Raw genomic sequence first — 16,382 nt, 5'->3', positions numbered from 1 at the left:
GGTTCGCTTGATCCTTGATTCCAATTGACTCTCCTTTTTTCTCTCAAAAAGGTGTCAACCAAATTCAGGACGGGTCACGACCATGAAAAAAGCCCTTCGGCGCATGCCGAAGGGCTTTTCCGAAACTGCCCGGACGGTGGCTTACACCGAGAACGAGGAGCCGCAGCCGCAGGTGGTGCTGGCGTTGGGATTGCGGATGACGAACTGCGCGCCTTCCAGGTCTTCCTTGTAGTCGATTTCCGCGCCGACCAGGTACTGGAAGCTCATCGGATCGACGAGCAGTTGCACGCCGGCCTTGTCCAGCACGGTATCGTCTTCGTTCACGACTTCATCAAAGGTGAAGCCGTACTGGAAGCCCGAACAGCCGCCGCCCTGCACGAAGACGCGCAGCTTGAGCTCGGGATTGCCTTCTTCGGCCAACAGATCCTTCACCTTGGCCGCAGCCGAGTCGGTAAAGACCAGGGGAGCAGGCGGGGCGGCCTGCAGGTCGACGGTTTCGGTCACTGCATTCATGGTTCACTCCTGGCCGGTTCGGCCATATTTCGATGAGCGGCCTCGCCGCTCGTATGGTGTCACTATAGCGCAGGGCTTGCGCAGACTCAAAGCTCCAACTTGACACTGCGGGTCGCGCGGACGGTTTCGCCCTCGAGCACGCTGACGGTCACGCTTTCGGGGACAAATCCCTCCGGCACGGCCAGGATGCCCTGGCTGCGCTGGTACTGATCGAACTGCAGGGCCAGGGATGCCGCGGCCGTGTTCTCGCCGGTGACCGTCACCGGGCCGGACTCGGCCTTGACCTGCATGGGGGACAGATCCACGGTCACCGTTTCGCCCCGCAAGGTACCCGTGGCCTGGAACCGCAGGGCGCCGGCGAACGATGCGCCGCCATTGCGGCCGCTGCGCATCAGCAGGACCTTGTAGCGCAGGCCGCCTCCGCTGCGGTCGATCTGCACGCTGCGGATGTCCACCGACCCTTCAGGCCCGGGCGGCAAGAGCTGTTCATAGAATGCCAGCTGGTCGCGCACCCTGCCGACCTCGGCCTGGGCTGCGCGCAACTGGGTTTCCAGTTCCTGGCGGGCGGAGCGCTCGATGACGAGTTCGCCGTCGGCAGTGTCGAGCTGCCCCTGCGTATAGCGCAGTTGCGTGGCCTGCTGGGCCGCCGCCTCTTCCTGGGCCCGGGCCTGCCGGGCGCTGATGACGATGGCGTCCTGCGGCCGGTAAAGCTGGCGGGCATAGAAATAACCCGCAGAACCGCCCAGCAGCACGCCGGCCAGCAGGCCCGCGAACACGCGCGTCAACCCGCCGACGGAGCGGGCCTGAGAGACTGCGGTAGGGTCAGCTGACATAAAGAACAATGGCTCGCGGCCGGGGCCGCAAGCCCAGGGACATCAGGGCAGGATGGCGACCTGATCCAGGCCGGTGGATTCAGGAATGCCGAACATCAGGTTCATGTTCTGGACGGCCTGGCCGGCGGCGCCCTTGACCAGATTGTCCTGGACCACCATCACGATCAGCTGATCGCCATTGCCGGGACGGCTGAGCGCGATGCGCAGGTTGTTCGACGCACGCACCGAACGCGTTTCGGGCAGGCTGCCGGCGGGCATCACGTCCACGAACGGCTCGTCCGCGTAGCGCTGCTCGAACAACGCCTGGAAATCGGTGTCGCGGGCTTCGGGCAGGATGCGCGCATAGATCGTGGAGAACATGCCGCGGATCATCGGCACCAGGTGGGGCACGAAGGTCAGCCCGACCTTGCCGCCGGCGATCTTCTCCAGCTGGGCGACGATTTCGGGATGGTGGCGGTGGCCCGCCACGCCGTAGGCCTTGAAGTTGTCGGAGGCTTCCGAGAACAGCGAGCCCACTTCCGCCTTGCGGCCGGCGCCCGACACGCCCGACTTGCAGTCGGCGATCAGGGTTTGCGCGTCCACCAGCTTCTTGCCGCCTTCGAGCAGCGGGGCCAGGCCCAGCAGCACCGTGGTGGGATAGCAGCCGGGATTGCCGATCACACGAGCCTTGGAGATGGCTTCGCGGTTCAGTTCCACCAGGCCATACTGGGATTCGGCCAGGATGTCCGGGCAGGTATGGGGAATCTTGTACCAGCGTTCAAAGGTGGGGATGTCCTGCAGACGGAAGTCCGCAGCCAGGTCGATGACGCGGGTGCCCGCGGCGATCAGTTCCTGGGCCTGGGCCATGGCCACCCCATGGGGCGTTGCGAAGAACACCACGTCGCAGTCCGTCAGCGTGGCCTTTTCCGGCGCGGAAAAGGCGAGCTTCACGCGGCCGCGCAGGTTCGGATACATGTCGGCGACAGGCAATCCGTCTTCCTTGCGGGACGTGATGGCGGTCAGTTCCACATTGGGATGCTGCGACAGCAAGCGCAGCAGTTCAACGCCGGTGTAGCCGGTGCCGCCGACGATGCCGACCTTGATGCGGGTGTTCGATGCTTGGGCCATGATGTGTGCTCTTCGTAGAACGAGGATCGATTGTATCGCTCGGTAAAGCGGCTGTTGCGGCTAAGTGCCCGAAATGGCGCCGCAGCCCTTCTTTCCGACCGGGCGGAATGCGCGGAGTTCCGCGCGGGAAGCATAGCGGCCGGGCGACGCCCGTCGCTGAAACAAAGGTACGAAAAAAAGCCCGCCGAAGCGGGCTTTTTGGCAGCGTATTAACGCTTGCTGAACTGCTTGCGACGACGTGCCTTGCGGAAGCCGACCTTCTTACGTTCGACTTCACGGGCATCGCGGGTCACGAAGCCAGCTTGCGACAGCGCGGGCTTCAGGGTCGCGTCGTAGTCGATCAGGGCACGCGTGATGCCGTGACGGACTGCGCCGGCCTGGCCGGTTTCACCACCGCCGTGCACGTTGACCTTGATGTCGAACGATTCCAGGTGGCCGGTCAGTTCCAGCGGCTGGCGCACGATCATGCGGCCGGTTTCGCGGGCGAAGAATTCGTCGACGGGCTTGCCGTTGACGACGATCTTACCCGTGCCCTTCTTGATGAAAACGCGAGCCACCGAGGTTTTGCGACGGCCGGTTCCGTAATTCCAGTTACCGATCATGGCGTTTCCTTAGATATCCAGCGTCTTGGGCTGCTGGGCGGTGTGCGGGTGCTCGGCACCGGCGTACACCTTCAGTTTCTTGATCATGGCGTAGCCCAGAGGACCCTTGGGCAGCATGCCCTTAACAGCCTTCTGGATGGCGCGGCCGGGGAAACGCTCTTGGAGCTTCTCGAAGTTCGTTTCACGGATACCGCCCGGGTACGTCGTGTGGCGGAAGTACTTCTTGTCCTTCGCCTTGCTACCCGTAACGACGATATCGGCAGCGTTGATGATGACGATGTAGTCACCGGTATCAACGTGCGGCGTGAATTCAGGTTTGTGCTTGCCACGCAGACGACGTGCGACTTCGCTGGCCACACGACCGAGGACTTTGCCCTTGGCGTCGATCACAAACCAGTCACGTTGGACTTCATGCGGCTTGGCCACAAAGGTCTTCATGATGGTTCCTAGTAAAAAATTCTCTGGCTAGACCATCCAGCCAGGTTTCTCCCCCCAAACCGTGCCGAATCTCCGAAAAAAACCCGGGATGCCGGCCGATCTCGGCGCCTCGCCTAAGCGTTATTACCCGCCCGTGCAATGGCCAAAATGAGGGAAAGCCTGCAATTCTAACACAGCTGCTCAAAAAATGGGCAACCCGGTTGATCGCAGGCAACCGGCAGGCGGCGTCCTGGACGCGCCGGCCGGTGTCTGGAACGGGGGACGCATCTCCCCCGGCCCTGCCTCAGGCGCCCAGGTAGGCTTCCAGCACGCGGGGGTGGCCCAAGAGTTCGCGGCCCGTGCCGGTCAGCGCCATGGCGCCGTTTTCCAGCACGTAGCCTTGCTGGGCGATCTTGAGCGCCTGGCGCACGTTCTGCTCCACCAGGAACAGGGTCAGGCCGTCGGCGTTGATCGCGCGCAGCGACCGGAAGATCTCCTGCACGACGATCGGGGCCAGGCCCATCGACGGCTCATCCAGCAGCAACAGGCGCGGCTTGGCCATCAAGGCCCGGCCGATGGCCAGCATCTGCTGTTCGCCGCCGGACAGGTTGCCGGCGATGCCCGTAATCCGCTCTTTCAGGCGCGGAAACAGGTTGAACACGTATTCCAGGTCGTTGCCGACGTTCTTCAGCCCGCGGCGGTAGGCGCCCAGTTCCAGGTTTTCCAGCACCGTCATGGTGGTAAGGATGGCCCGGCCTTCCGGCACCTGCACGATCCCGCGCGCCACCAGCTGGTGCGGCGCCAGGTTGGTGATGTCTTCGCCCTCGAACGTGATGCGGCCGCGCGCCTTGGGCAACAAGCCCGACAACGCGAGCAGCGTGGTCGATTTGCCGGCGCCATTGGCGCCGACGAGCGCGGTGATTTCCTTGGCGTTCAGGTCCAGGTCGATGCCGCGGACAGCCTCGATATGGCCGTAATTGACCTCGAGCCCGCGGACTTCCAGCATTGCGCTCATTTCGCGCCCCCCGCTTGTTCGATGTCGTCGTCGTCTTCGCGGCCCAGGTAGGCCTCGATGACCTGTTCGTTGTTGCGGATCTCTTCGGGGCCGCCGCAAGCGATGATCTTGCCGAAGTTCAGCACCGCGATGCGCTCGCACAGGCCCATGACGAAGCGCATGTCGTGCTCGATCATGAGGATGGTGTAGCCGCGGTCGCGAATGGCCAGGATTTCGCGCATGAGTTCGGCGCGTTCGCCGGTGTTCATACCGGCCACGGGCTCGTCCAGCAGCAGCAGCTTGGGCTCGGTGGCCAGCGCGCGCGCCAATTCCAGGCGGCGCTGTTCGCCGTAGGACAGGTTGTCCGCCAGATCATTGGCCTTGTGGTCCAGGCGCATCCAGGTCAGCAGCTCGTGGGCGCGCTCGCGGGCGCGCTTCTCGTGCTCGCGGAATCCGGGCAGCCCCAGGAGCAGGCTGGGGAAACCGTAGTTCATGTGGCGATAGGCGCCCACGACCACGTTTTCCAGCAGCGTCATTTCCTTGAAGAGGCGGATGTTCTGGAACGTGCGCGCGATCCCCATGCGGGTGATGCTGTGCGGCTTTTTGCGCAGCACGCTCTCGCCCTTGAAGGTGATCGAGCCGCCGCTCGGCGGCAGCAGGCCGGTGATCAGGTTGAACACCGTGGTCTTGCCGGCGCCGTTGGGGCCGATCAGGCCGAAGATGGCGCCCTCGGGAACGGACAGGCTGACGTCATGCAGCACGTGCAGGCCGCCGAAGCTCTTGGAGACGGAGGAAAGCTCAAGCATGGCGCTTGCCTCCTTGACGCATCCAGCGCTTGAAGCGCGCCGGATCCCAGATGCCTTGCGGCAGGAACAACACAATCACCACCAGGATCACTCCGTTGAGGACAAGGCGGAAATCCGCGAATCCGCGCAGCAGTTCGGGCAGCACCGTGATGATGAAGCTGCCCAGCACGGGGCCGGTCAGGCCGCCGATGCCGCCCAGGATGGCCATGGTCAGGATTTCCACGCCACGGTCGAAGCCGTATTCGTTGGGGCCGATGAAGAAGGTCAGGTGGGCGTTGAGCGCGCCCGCCAGGCCGGCGATCATGGCGCCGGCCACGAAGGCCAGCATCTTGTTGGCGCGCACGTCGATGCCCATCAGGCCCGCCGCGGTTTCGTCGCCACGGATGGCGTCGAAGGCGCGGCCGACCTTGGAGGCGCGAACGCGCCACAGCACGAGCAGGACGATAACCACCGCCAGGACCACGTGCCACCACTGCGTCAGCTGCGGAATGCCGTTGAGCCCCAGCGCGCCGCCGGTGATCGACTCGGTATTCAGCACCGTTACGCGCACCACTTCGCCGAAGCCCAGGGTGGCCATGGCGAGGTAGACCCCCGAGAGCCGCAAGGTTGGCAGGCCGATCAAGGCGGCCACCAGTGCGGGCGCGGCCATGCCGCCGGCCAGCGCGACCGTGAACGGCGCGTCGTAGTTCATGGTGAGCAGCGCGGCGGCATACGCCCCGATACCCATGAAGGCCGCGTTGGCCATGGCCAGCATGCCGCAGGCCAGCGTCAGCCAGATGGAGAGGGCCAACAATGCGTTGGTGCCCAGTGTGAGCACCAGGTTGCCATAAATGGCCCAGAAATTTTCGAATCCGCTCATACTCAAGCCTTGCGTTGAACCACTTTGCCGAACAGACCTTGCGGGCGCACCAGCAGGATCAGGAACAGCAGGCCGAATGCCACCGCGTCGCGCATGGTGGAGCCGATGTAAGCCACCGACAGCACCTCGGCGAAGCCCAGGAAGAGACCGCCCAGCATGGCGCCGCGAATGTCGCCCATGCCGCCCAGGATGATGACCGCGATGCCCTTGTGCAGCATCGGCTGGCCCATCAGCGGGAAGAGCGCGTTCGAGTACAGCCCGATCAGCACCCCGGCCACCCCGCCCAGCGCGGCGGCGGCGAACGAGGTCGTGACGAACAGCCTTTCGACGTTGATGCCCAGCAGCCAGGCGGCCTTGGGCGATTCGGCGATGGCGCGCAACGCGCGGCCGAACTGGGTGCGGCGCATGACGTACATCAGCACGGCCATCAGCGCGAAGGACAGGAAGATGATGCCCAGCTCGATGACGGTCAGGTGCAGGCCGGCGATCTCGATCACCTCTTCGGGCACGGTGCCGTGCGGGAAGCGCAGGTTGCTGGCGCCGAAGATGCCCTGGGCGCCGTTGTTCAGGATGATGCCCACGCCAATGGTGGCGATCATGGGGATCAGGTGGGGCGCATTGCGCTTGCGCAGCGGCTTGAGCACGAGATAGTCGATGATGACCCCCGTGAAGCCGGCAACGAAGAAAGCAACCATCAGCGCGGCCCACAAGGGCAGGCCGAACTGCTGCACCACGGTCAGGGCGGCATAGGCGCCGACCATGAATACGGCGCCATGCGCCAGGTTGATCACCCCGAGCACGCCGAAGACCAGCGTGAAGCCCAGCGCGAACAGTGCATACACACAGCCCAGCGACAAGGCGTTGACGAATTGTTGTTCCAACATGATGGGACGTTCCAAAAAAAAGGCTCCACGCGGCGTCCTCTGCGTGGGCCGACTGCCCCTTCAGCGGGGCAAACTTGCATCCTGGGACCTACTGGTGACAACCAGGGCCAGGGCCTCCACGCCGCTCCCCTGGCGTGGACTTTCCGCCCCGCGTGGGGGCTTTTTTTCGTCTTGGGAAGGCCCTGCAATCACAAAATGCCCCCACGCTGCGCAGGCTTCGCCCGCTTGCTGCCCCGTGGGGGCTTTTTTGCCTTGGGGCGGCTCTACGGCAAAAACGCCTTGCGGACGGAATGAATCCCGCCCGCAAGGCGCATCCCCCCGCGCGGGGATGCGTGCCTGCTTACTTTTCGATGACGTACTTGCCGTCCTTGGTCACGCTGACGATCGGCGCCTGGTCGGCGTCGTAGCCGGCGGGCTTGCCGGCACGGTCGGTGGCCTGGCGGAACTTGAACGCGCCGGTGGCGCCGGTCCAGGTTACGGAAGGCAGCGCGTCGCGCAGGGCTGCGCGGTCCTTGGCCAGTTCGCCGGAGAGCTTGACGTTCTTCAGGGCCTGGGCGGCGATGTACATGGCATCGTACGATTGCGCGGCGAACTGGTCGGGCGCGCCGTTGAACTTGGCCTTGTAGGCGCCGATGAACTTGACGTTCTCGGGGGCCTTGTTTTCGATGGACCACGGGCTGCCGATCCACAGATTGTTCGACGCGCCACCCGGGGCCAGGTCGAAAATCTTGACGGAGTTCATGCCGTTGCCGCCGATGACCGGCACGTTCAGGCCCAGTTGGCGGGCCTGGACCATGATCGGGGCGCCTTCGGCCAGCAGTGCGGACAGCACGATGGCGTCGGGGTTGGTGCCCTTGATCTTGGTCAGCTGGGCCTTGAAGTCCACGTCGCCCTTGGCGAACGTTTCGGTCGTGGTGACCGGGATCTTCTGGTCTTCCAGGGCCTTCTTGAAGTTGTCGTAGCCGCTCTTGGTGAAGACGTCGTCGTTACCGTAGAGCACCGCCACGTTCTTCAGGCCGGTCTTGGCCTTGACGGTGGAGATGGTGGCCGGCAGCACGTCGGCTTCGGTGACCGAGTTGCGGAACACGTAGTTGCCGATGGAGGTGATGCCGTCGGCGGTGTTGGAGGTACCGAAGGCGACCGTCTTGGCGGCCTGGGCGATCGGGTCGGCGGCCTGGGCCGAGTTCGACAGCGTGGGGCCGAAGACCATCAGGACGTTGTCCTTGAAGATCAGCTTCTTGAAAACGTTGATCGCTTCTTCTTTCTTGCCTTGCTCGTCTTCGATCACGAGGACGATCTTGTTGCCGTTGATCCCGCCCGCGGCGTTGATTTCATCAGCGGCCAGCTGGAAACCATTGCGGATCGACACGCCGTACTGGGCGGCGCCGCCGGACAGGGCTTCCGCCACGCCCAGCTTGATGTCGGCAGCGTGGGCGGCCGGGACGACACCGGCGGCGATCAGCGCGGCCAGCAGCTTCTTGGTCTTGGATTGCATGGTTGGTACCACCTTAAAGTCTGTCTCGGAATATTGGTAATCCGGGCTGATGTAATCCTGCCGGATTGACGTCGAATGCCGCCTAAAGGCGTCATGTTTGCGCGTCAAGACCCGGGATATTACTCCTTTGTATCAGGCCGATACTCGAATGCCGTTCAACAAAAGCCTGAAAACCGCCCATTTTTTTGTAAAAAATGCGGGGTTACTAGCAAAAACCCTAACGCTTGCCGAATGCCATTCAGCACCGGCAGGCGCCCTATATTCTGCCCGATAGCGCCACGCCCAGGTACTGGCCGTAAGCACTTTCGGTCAGGCGGAACCACGGCATCTCGCTGTCGCGAAATCCCATGTAACTATCGTGCATCGCCTTGAACTTGGGGTCTTTGGCGCCCAAGTCCGTGTACAGCTGCTGCGTGGCCTCGAATGCCGCGTCCATGATTGAGCGCGGGAATGCGCGGATTTGCGCGCCATTGGCTGCCAGTTGGGCCAGCGCTGTCGGGTTGCGGGCATCGTAGCGGGCGGTTGCGGCGGCGTGCGCGGCCTGGGCGGCGGCCTCAAGCAGCGCTTGGTAGTTCTTGGGCAGGGCGTTCCAGGCCTCGTCGTTGACGTAGAGCGACAGCTGTTCGCCGCCTGCCCACCAGCCGGGTGCGTAGTAATACTTAGCTACTTTATTCAGGCCGAGCTTGTCGTCATCGTAGGCGCCCGCCCCCGCCACCGCCTGCAGGCCCTCCTTCTCGAAGGCCTCGGCCAGTTTGGTCAGGTCCGCCTGCTGCGGAACCACGCCCATGCGCGCCAGCACGTCGCCCGCCAGGCCGCCCACGCGCATTTTCAGATCCTTGAGATCGCCCGGGCGCTTGATTTCCTTGCTGTACCAGCCGCCCATCTGGGCGCCGGTATTGCCCAGCGGGAAGTTGATGATTTTCTCGGGCTTGAAGAGCTCGCGCGTCATGCGCAGGCCGCCCCCTTCGCTCATCCAGGCATTCATCTGGCGCGCGTTCAGCCCGAAGGGCACGGCGGCATCGAAGCAGAAGATGGGATTCTTGGCGTAATAGGCGCGGGAGGAGGCATGGCCACATTCCACCTTCTTGGTGGACACCGCTTCCATCAGGTCCGCGGCGGGCACGATCTCGCCGTCGGGGAAGTGGCGGATATTGAATTTTCCGCCCGTGGCTTCGGAGACGAACTTGCAGAAGCTTTCGCCGGTGCCGATGCGCAGGTCCAGCGTGCTGGGAAATCCGGACGACAGGCGCCAACTCACGGACGGCATGTCCTGGGCAAACGCGGGCGCGCTGACGGCGGTTCCGGTTGCGACGGCGCCCAGGCCGGCGCGCTTCAAGAATGAACGTCGTTGCATCTCTTTGCTCCTTTACAGCGACACCAGGGACATCAAGCGATACCCGCCGGATATTACACGCCGAGACAGGGCCGGAGAGGAAGCCCTGATCCGGTAAGGGATTGCAAAGACCGGACAGCAAAGGATGCGCGGCGGCGGCCTGCTTGCCGCCGCCGGCCGGGATCAGATCCCGGCGATGGCCATTTCTTCGATCAGGATCGAGCCGGTGGTCTTGGTGCCGCGCGAAATGGTGTCCGCGCCGATCGCCACGATCTGCTTGAACATGTCGGCCAGATTGCCCGCGATGGTGATTTCCTGCACCGCGTGCTGGATCTTGCCGTTTTCCACCCAGTAGCCGAACGCGCCGCGCGAGTAGTCGCCCGTTACGTAGTTGACGCCCTGGCCGATGAGCTCGGTCACGAGGAAGCCCGTGCCCAGCTTCTTGAGCATGGCTTCGAAGTTGTCGCCGCGCCGGGTCCGCGTGGAGCTGAACACCAGGTTGTGCGAACCGCCGGCGTTGCCCGTGGTTGCCATGCCCAGCTTGCGGGCGGTGTAGGACGACAGGAAGTAGCCTTCCAGCACGCCGGCCGACACCACGTTGCGGCGGCGGGTGCGCACGCCTTCGTCGTCGAAGGGCGAACTGCCCATCGCGCCGGGGATGTGTGGATCTTCGGTCAGGTTGATGTGATCGGGGAAAATCGGCTTGCCCAGCGCGTCCAGCAGGAAGCTGGCCTTGCGGTACAGGGCGCCGCCATTGGCGGCCTGCGTCAGGGCGCCGACCAGCCCCAGCGCCAGCGGGGCTTCGAACAGGACCGGGAACTTGCCGGTGCGGATGCGGCGGGCCGACAGGCGCGACAGCGTCCGCTCGGCGGCATAGCGGCCGATGGCCTCGGGCGAAGCCAGCTTGGCCGGGTCGCGCTCGGAGGTGTACCAGTAGTCGCGCTGCATGCCATTGCCGCGGCCGGCGATGGGCGCCACCGACAGGCTGTGGCGGGAATACGGGTAACCGCCCAGGAAGCCGCGCGTGTTGCCCATCACGAACTGGCCTTCGTAGGTGCCCACCGTGGCGCCGTCGGTGTTGGTGATGCGGGGGTCGACCTCGCGGGCGGCGCGCTCGGCGCGCAGCGCCAGCTCGGCGGCCTCTTCGGTGGACACGCTCCAGGCGTGGTGCAGGTCCAGGTCGGGGAATTCGGTTGCCAGCTGGTCGGCGTCGGGCAGGCCGGCGGCCGGGTCGGCGGCGGTGTGGCGGGCAATGTGCCAGGCGGCTTCCACCGTCTGGCGCAGCGCCGCTTCGGAAAAGTCGGAGGTCGAGGCGGAGCCGCGGCTCTGGCCGGCGTAGACCGTCAGGTCCAGCGAACGGTCGCGCGTCTGCTCAACGGTTTCGATGTCGTTCTTGCGTACGGAGACCGACAGGCCCAGGCTTTCCGAGACCTCCGCCGCGGCGTCGGAGGCGCCGATCTGACGCGCATACGCGAGGGTTTGTTCGACGAGTTCGGAAAAACGCGCGTGATTCGCCGCCAGGGGCAAGGATGAGGAGGATTTAACCATTGCTGTCCAATTTGCAGAGACGGTTATCATAGCCAAGTCTGTCATTGCGCAGTTTTCCATGAATTCCCATATTGAAGAAGAATCCGTCGACGACGGCTACGACGAGAACGGCTACGACCGTCCCAGCAAGTCCCAGGTCAAGCGCGAAATGCATGCCTTGCTGGACCTGGGCAAGCAGCTGATTGAACTGTCGCCCGAACGCCTCAAGCAACTGCCCCTGGCAGAACGCCTCTATGAGGCGATCCGCGTGGCGCAGCGCACCACCGGGCGCGAAGGCCGCCGCCGCCAGATTCACTTCGTGGGCAAGCTGATGCGCGACGCGCCGGCCGACGAGATCCGCGCGCAGCTGGACGTCTGGGAAAACGGTTCGCGCGAGGAAACCGCCGCCATGCACAGGCTGGAGATGCTCCGCGACCGCCTGCTGGACGACGACGACGCCCTGACCCGGCTCCTTACCAATAATCCCCAGGCGGATGTCCAGCAGCTGCGCGCCCTGATCCGCGCCGCCCGCAAGGAGCGGCTGGCCAACGCCTCGCTGCTGCAGGGCCAGGAACCCCAGAAGAAGCACTACCGTGCGCTGTTCCAGGCCTTGAAGACCCTTACCCCCTGATTTTCACTGCCCGCCGTCCATGAACGCTTCGACCGACCTCCTCGATTGCATCGAGATCGAAACCGCCTCCAATCCCACGCATGCCGTGATCTGGCTGCACGGCCTGGGCGCCGACGGCAACGATTTCGCGCCCATCGTGCCGGAACTGGACCTGCCCGCCGGCGCCTCGGTGCGCTTCGTGTTCCCCAACGCGCCGGTGCAGCGCGTAACGATCAACAACGGCATGGCGATGCGTTCCTGGTACGACATCCTGGTCATGGACCTGGTGCGCGTCGAGGACGGCACCGGCATCCGCGCCTCGGAAGCCGCGATCCGCAAGCTGATCGCACGCGAGAACGCCCGGGGCATCCCGACCTCGAAGATCGTGCTGGCGGGGTTCTCGCAGGGCTGCGCCATGACCCTGCACACGGGCATCCGCCTGCCCGAGAAGCTCGCGGGCATGATGGGCCTGTCCGGCTACCTGCCCCTGATCGATACGGCCGAGGCCGAACGCGATGGCGCCAACCAGGACACGCCGATTTTCCTGGCCCACGGCCAGTACGACCCCGTGGTGCCGCTGGCGCGTGCCCAGGCCTCGCTGGCCGAACTGCAGCGGCTGGGCTACGACGTGAACTGGCACACGTACCCGATGCCGCACTCGGTCTGCGCCGAGGAAGTGGCCGACATCTCGACGTTCCTGCGCAGCGTTCTGGCCTGATCCCGGCCGGTTGCGGGCCGCGCGCGCCGCGTGGCCCCACCCCTCAGGGGAAAAAGACCATTTTGTATACCAACTAGTATTCCAGCCTTGAATTCTCAAGGCTGAACTTGCGCTCGTCCATAGAGAAAAACGTCAACCTTAAAAAGGCTTGTCGCCTGTTTGTATTGAATATAGTATTCGATCCAAGCCTTACCGGCCCGGGCAGAAGGTGTTCGGGCTTCCCTGTTGTTGTAGTCGACCCATCCCACTGGCCGTGTGTTGCGCCGGGCATCGGCGTGGCATCAAGACGCAGGAGAAAGTCCCGTGAAATCCTTGCCATCGCCCCGACTGGCGGGCGCGGCGCTACTTGCGCTGTTCGCTCCCTTGGCCGTCCAGGCCGAAGCCTTGAATCCCCCCGTAAAGGTCCGCTACGAAGAGGTGGTGCGCTCCATCCTCTACGTGCCCAAGTACGTGGCCCTGTCCCAGGGCTACTTCAAGGATGCGGGCCTGGACGTGTCCATGAAGACGTCCCAGGGCACCGACAAAGGCATGACTGCCCTGCTCTCCGGCAGCGCCGACATCGTGCTGATCGGCCCCGAAGCCTCGATCTACGTGCAGAACAGCGAATCCCCGGTCAAGCCCAAGATCTTCGCCGGGCTGACCGCGACCGACGGCTTCTTCCTGCTGGCGCGCAAGCCGGTGGAGAAGTTCGACTGGTCCATGCTCAAGGGCAAGGAAATCATCGGCTTCCGGCCCGGCTCCAACCCCCTCGTGTTCCTGGAAACGGCGCTGCGCAAGCACGGCGTGGATCCCCAAAAAGACGTGAAGCTGCTGAACAACATCGGCATTCCGGCGCGCGCCGGCGCCTGGATGGCGGGCCAAGGGGAATACGGCATCTTCCTGGAGCCCGAAGCCGGCGAACTGGTGCGCAACGGCAAGGGTTATATCGTGGCCTCGGTCGGCCACGAAGTGGGCCAGGTGGACTACACCGTTTTCACGGCCACCGATAAGTACATCCGCGACAATCCCAAGGTCATCCAGGCCTGGACCAACGTGGTGGCGCGCGCCGAAAAATACGTCCAGGACACACCCGCGGCCACCCTGACGCCGCAGATCATGACCTACTTCCCGGGCATGGACCAGGCCGCCGTCACCGAGGCTATCGAGCGCTACAAGCAATACCAGATCTGGAAGCGTTCGCCGCTGGTGACGGCGGAAGCGATGCAGCAGCTGCAGGACATGCTGGTCGCCAGCGCGGTCATGAAAGACGGCGCGCGCGTGAAGTACGAGGACGTCGTGGTGACCGACTTCGCCAGGAAGGCGCAATGATGGGCGCCGTCGTCCACAACCTGAAGCCGGACGCGGCCACGGCGAAAATCGAGCTGCGCGATGTCTGTCTGTCGTACTTCACGCAGGAAGGCGAAACCGAGGCGCTATCGAACGTATCGTTCACGCTGGCCGCGGGCGAGTTCGTCAGCCTGATCGGGCAAAGCGGCTGCGGCAAGAGCACCCTGTTGTCCCTGATCGCCGGGCTGATTCCGCCGACCTCGGGCTCGGTGACGATCGACGGCCAGGCCGTGACCAAGCCCAATCCGCGCATCGGCTACATGCTCCAGCAGGACTACCTGTTCGAGTGGCGCAGCATCCTGGACAACGTGATGCTGGGCGCGGAGATCCAGGGCCGGCGCGATGCGCGCAGCGAAGCGCGCGCCGTGCACCTGCTGGAGAAATGCGGGCTGGGCGCCTTCCTGTCGCACACGCCGCGCCAGCTGTCCGGAGGCATGCGCCAGCGCGCGGCGCTGGCCCGCACCCTGGTCACGGAGCCGGACGTGATTCTCCTGGACGAGCCTTTCTCCGCGCTGGATTCCCAGACGCGGCTGGCAATCTCCGACGAAGTCGTGGACATCCTGCGCCGCGAGGGCAAGACGGTGGTGCTGGTTACGCACGACATCGGCGAGGCCATCGCCATGACGGACCGCGTGATCGTACTGTCGCGCCGGCCCGGCAGGCTGAAGAGCCAGTACCGCATCCACTATGGCGACGGCCAGGCCCGGCCGACGCCGTTCCAGGCGCGCTCGCGGCCGGAATTCAACGCCTACTTCAAACAGCTCTGGGACGAGCTGGACGTCCACGTGGAGGGTTGACCCATGAACACGCCCGTCGCCAACACCGTTCCCCTGCGCGCCGTGCGCGCGCCCAGCGAAAAGTACCTGGACTACCTGCGCCGCGACCGCGCGCGCCGCCGGCACGTCCGGGTGGCGCAGGTCCTGTTGCTGGCGGTCTTCCTGTGCGCCTGGGAGATCCTACCGCGCATGCACATCCTCAACCCGCTATTGACCAGCTACCCCAGCGCGCTGTGGCCCACGTTCATCGAACTGTGGAACCACGGCAGCCTGGGCAAGCACATCATGACCACGCTCTCCGCGACACTGGTGGGCTTCACCCTCAGCATGCTGATCGGCATCGTGGTGGCCGCCGCCTTGTGGTGGTCAGACTTTCTGTACAAGGTGATCGACCCCTTCCTGGTGGTGGCCAACGCCATGCCCAAGATCGCGTTCGTGCCGATCTTCTATCTGTGGCTGGGTTCGGACTACGCGGTGTACGGCATGGCCGTGGCCATCGCGGTCTTCGTGACCATCATGGTGGTCTACGCGGGCTTCCGCGGCATCGACCTGAACAAGGTGAAGCTGGCCCATACCTTCGGTGCCAGCCGCTGGCAGGTGCTGACCAAGGTCGTGCTGCCGGGCAGCGTGCCCACGCTCATCGCCGCCGTGAAGATGAACATCGGCCTGGCGCTGGTGGGCGTCATCGTGGGTGAATTCCAGTCTGCGGATTCGGGCCTGGGCTTTCTCATCATGAACGGCAGCCAGGTGTTCAAGCTGAACATCGTCATGACCGCCATCGCCGCGCTGGCCGTGATCTCCAGCGTGATGTACCTGGCCGTGTATCGCATCGAAGCCGCCGTCGCGCGGCGCTACGGATAAGGAACCGCCATGGAGTTTCCCCAATGGGTGAAGGATCGGGTCGTGGCCCGCCAGGGCTGCCTGCATCCCTATGACGAACTGCCCGCCGCGCGCCTTGCCGTGGTGGTGGTGGACATGCAGCAGTACTTCACGCTGCCGGGCTACCAGGGCGAATGCGCGCCCGCGCGCGAGATCATCGCCCCGATCAACCGCCTGTGCGGCGCTGTCCGGGCCGCCGGCGGCACCATCGTCTGGGTGCAGACCGCTTCCGACAACGCCGACGCGTTCTGGTCGCACCACCACCGCGTCATGCTGACGCCGGAGCGCAGCGCGACACGCCTGGAGACGCTGCGCCGCGACTCGCCCGGCTTCGCGCTGCATCCGGACCTGCACGCGCACGAGTCGGACCTGCGGGTGGTAAAGCGCTTCTACAGCGCCATGGCGCCGGGGTCGTCGGAGCTGGAGCCGCTGCTGCGCGGGCGCGGCGTGGACACGCTGCTGATCGCCGGCACCGTCACCAACGTCTGCTGCGAATCCACCGCGCGCGACGCGATGATGCGCGACTTCCGCAGCATCATGGTCGACGACGCGCTGGCGGCGGTCACGCCGGCCGAACACGAACATGCCCTGCACGGCTGGATATTGTTCTTCGGCGACGTGCTGTCCGTGGACGAAGCGACGGCGCGGCTCAGACCCGCCCGGCCGGCCGAAAAGGCCGCCTGAACGGGCCAGGGCCGGCGAG

The 16,382-nt window shown here is 64.7% G+C and carries 18 protein-coding genes; 6 read left to right on the top strand and 12 right to left on the bottom strand.

What is annotated here, in order from left to right; all coding sequences use genetic code 11:
* Nucleotides 1-141: 141 nt before the first annotated feature.
* The 12 genes from erpA to pmbA all read right to left on the bottom strand — a co-directional run bounded on the left by erpA (nucleotide 142) and on the right by pmbA (nucleotide 11,391).
* A complete protein-coding gene (gene erpA / locus AGI3411_RS23255; protein WP_006388644.1) occupies nucleotides 142-513 on the bottom strand; it encodes an iron-sulfur cluster insertion protein ErpA in 372 nt (123 codons plus the stop codon).
* An 86-nt stretch (nucleotides 514-599) separates the two neighbouring features.
* A complete protein-coding gene (locus AGI3411_RS23250) occupies nucleotides 600-1,346 on the bottom strand; it encodes a DUF6776 family protein (RefSeq protein ID WP_129529695.1) in 747 nt (248 codons plus the stop codon).
* A 42-nt stretch (nucleotides 1,347-1,388) separates the two neighbouring features.
* On the bottom strand, nucleotides 1,389-2,453 hold the full coding sequence (gene argC / locus AGI3411_RS23245) for an N-acetyl-gamma-glutamyl-phosphate reductase (RefSeq protein ID WP_129529694.1): 1,065 nt from the start codon (nucleotides 2,451-2,453) through the stop codon (nucleotides 1,389-1,391).
* Between the two features lie 209 nt (nucleotides 2,454-2,662).
* Entirely contained in the window at nucleotides 2,663-3,055 is a 393-nt protein-coding gene (gene rpsI / locus AGI3411_RS23240) for a 30S ribosomal protein S9 (RefSeq protein ID WP_006226692.1), read from the bottom strand.
* Between the two features lie 9 nt (nucleotides 3,056-3,064).
* Entirely contained in the window at nucleotides 3,065-3,493 is a 429-nt protein-coding gene (gene rplM, locus AGI3411_RS23235; protein WP_043544818.1) for a 50S ribosomal protein L13, read from the bottom strand.
* Between the two features lie 283 nt (nucleotides 3,494-3,776).
* Nucleotides 3,777-4,487 carry an ABC transporter ATP-binding protein gene (locus AGI3411_RS23230; protein WP_129529693.1) on the bottom strand — a complete coding sequence of 237 codons (711 nt, stop codon included), beginning with the start codon at nucleotides 4,485-4,487 and terminating at the stop codon, nucleotides 3,777-3,779.
* Nucleotides 4,484-5,272 (bottom strand): ABC transporter ATP-binding protein, encoded by a 789-nt coding sequence (locus AGI3411_RS23225; protein ID WP_129529692.1) that lies wholly within the window; start codon nucleotides 5,270-5,272, stop codon nucleotides 4,484-4,486. The genes AGI3411_RS23230 and AGI3411_RS23225 overlap by 4 nt, the downstream gene beginning before the upstream one ends.
* Nucleotides 5,265-6,131 (bottom strand): branched-chain amino acid ABC transporter permease, encoded by an 867-nt coding sequence (locus tag AGI3411_RS23220; RefSeq protein ID WP_129529691.1) that lies wholly within the window; start codon nucleotides 6,129-6,131, stop codon nucleotides 5,265-5,267. Before AGI3411_RS23220 ends, AGI3411_RS23225 begins: the two co-directional genes overlap by 8 nt.
* Nucleotides 6,132-6,133: 2 nt before the next feature.
* Nucleotides 6,134-7,015 (bottom strand): branched-chain amino acid ABC transporter permease, encoded by an 882-nt coding sequence (locus AGI3411_RS23215; protein ID WP_129529690.1) that lies wholly within the window; start codon nucleotides 7,013-7,015, stop codon nucleotides 6,134-6,136.
* Nucleotides 7,016-7,355: 340 nt separating this feature from the next.
* Nucleotides 7,356-8,510, bottom strand: a complete 1,155-nt coding sequence (locus tag AGI3411_RS23210) for an ABC transporter substrate-binding protein (RefSeq protein ID WP_129529689.1) — start codon at nucleotides 8,508-8,510, stop codon at nucleotides 7,356-7,358.
* Nucleotides 8,511-8,766: 256 nt separating this feature from the next.
* A complete protein-coding gene (locus AGI3411_RS23205; protein ID WP_129529688.1) occupies nucleotides 8,767-9,864 on the bottom strand; it encodes a TRAP transporter substrate-binding protein in 1,098 nt (365 codons plus the stop codon).
* 162 nt (nucleotides 9,865-10,026) lie between these two features.
* Complete coding sequence (gene pmbA / locus AGI3411_RS23200) at nucleotides 10,027-11,391, bottom strand: metalloprotease PmbA (RefSeq protein ID WP_129529687.1); 1,365 nt, start codon at nucleotides 11,389-11,391, stop codon at nucleotides 10,027-10,029.
* Nucleotides 11,392-11,449: 58 nt separating this feature from the next.
* On the opposite strand from pmbA, the gene yjgA reads away from it, so the two are divergent.
* From yjgA to AGI3411_RS23170, 6 genes are all read left to right on the top strand, one after another.
* Entirely contained in the window at nucleotides 11,450-12,001 is a 552-nt protein-coding gene (yjgA, locus tag AGI3411_RS23195) for a ribosome biogenesis factor YjgA (RefSeq protein WP_129529686.1), read from the top strand.
* A 19-nt stretch (nucleotides 12,002-12,020) separates the two neighbouring features.
* The gene (locus tag AGI3411_RS23190) at nucleotides 12,021-12,698 is read left to right on the top strand and encodes an alpha/beta hydrolase (protein ID WP_129529685.1); all 678 of its coding nucleotides are present in this window, start codon (nucleotides 12,021-12,023) and stop codon (nucleotides 12,696-12,698) included.
* A gap of 303 nt (nucleotides 12,699-13,001) precedes the next feature.
* Nucleotides 13,002-14,006: an ABC transporter substrate-binding protein gene (locus AGI3411_RS23185; RefSeq protein WP_165359248.1), complete on the top strand. Its 1,005-nt coding sequence runs from the start codon at nucleotides 13,002-13,004 to the stop codon at nucleotides 14,004-14,006.
* On the top strand, nucleotides 14,006-14,821 hold the full coding sequence (locus AGI3411_RS23180; RefSeq protein WP_129529698.1) for an ABC transporter ATP-binding protein: 816 nt from the start codon (nucleotides 14,006-14,008) through the stop codon (nucleotides 14,819-14,821). The genes AGI3411_RS23185 and AGI3411_RS23180 overlap by 1 nt, the downstream gene beginning before the upstream one ends.
* A 3-nt stretch (nucleotides 14,822-14,824) precedes the next feature.
* Nucleotides 14,825-15,661: an ABC transporter permease gene (locus AGI3411_RS23175; RefSeq protein ID WP_129529683.1), complete on the top strand. Its 837-nt coding sequence runs from the start codon at nucleotides 14,825-14,827 to the stop codon at nucleotides 15,659-15,661.
* Between the two features lie 9 nt (nucleotides 15,662-15,670).
* Nucleotides 15,671-16,363 (top strand): cysteine hydrolase family protein, encoded by a 693-nt coding sequence (locus tag AGI3411_RS23170; RefSeq protein ID WP_129529682.1) that lies wholly within the window; start codon nucleotides 15,671-15,673, stop codon nucleotides 16,361-16,363.
* The last annotated feature ends 19 nt before the right edge of the window (nucleotides 16,364-16,382 follow it).

Origin of the sequence: Achromobacter agilis (genome assembly GCF_900496965.1) — a bacterium.
GTDB classification, from domain to species: Bacteria; Pseudomonadota; Gammaproteobacteria; order Burkholderiales; family Burkholderiaceae_B; genus Achromobacter; species Achromobacter agilis.
Note: the sequence above shows the minus strand (reverse complement) of the source record. Positions and strands in the feature narration are given on the sequence as shown.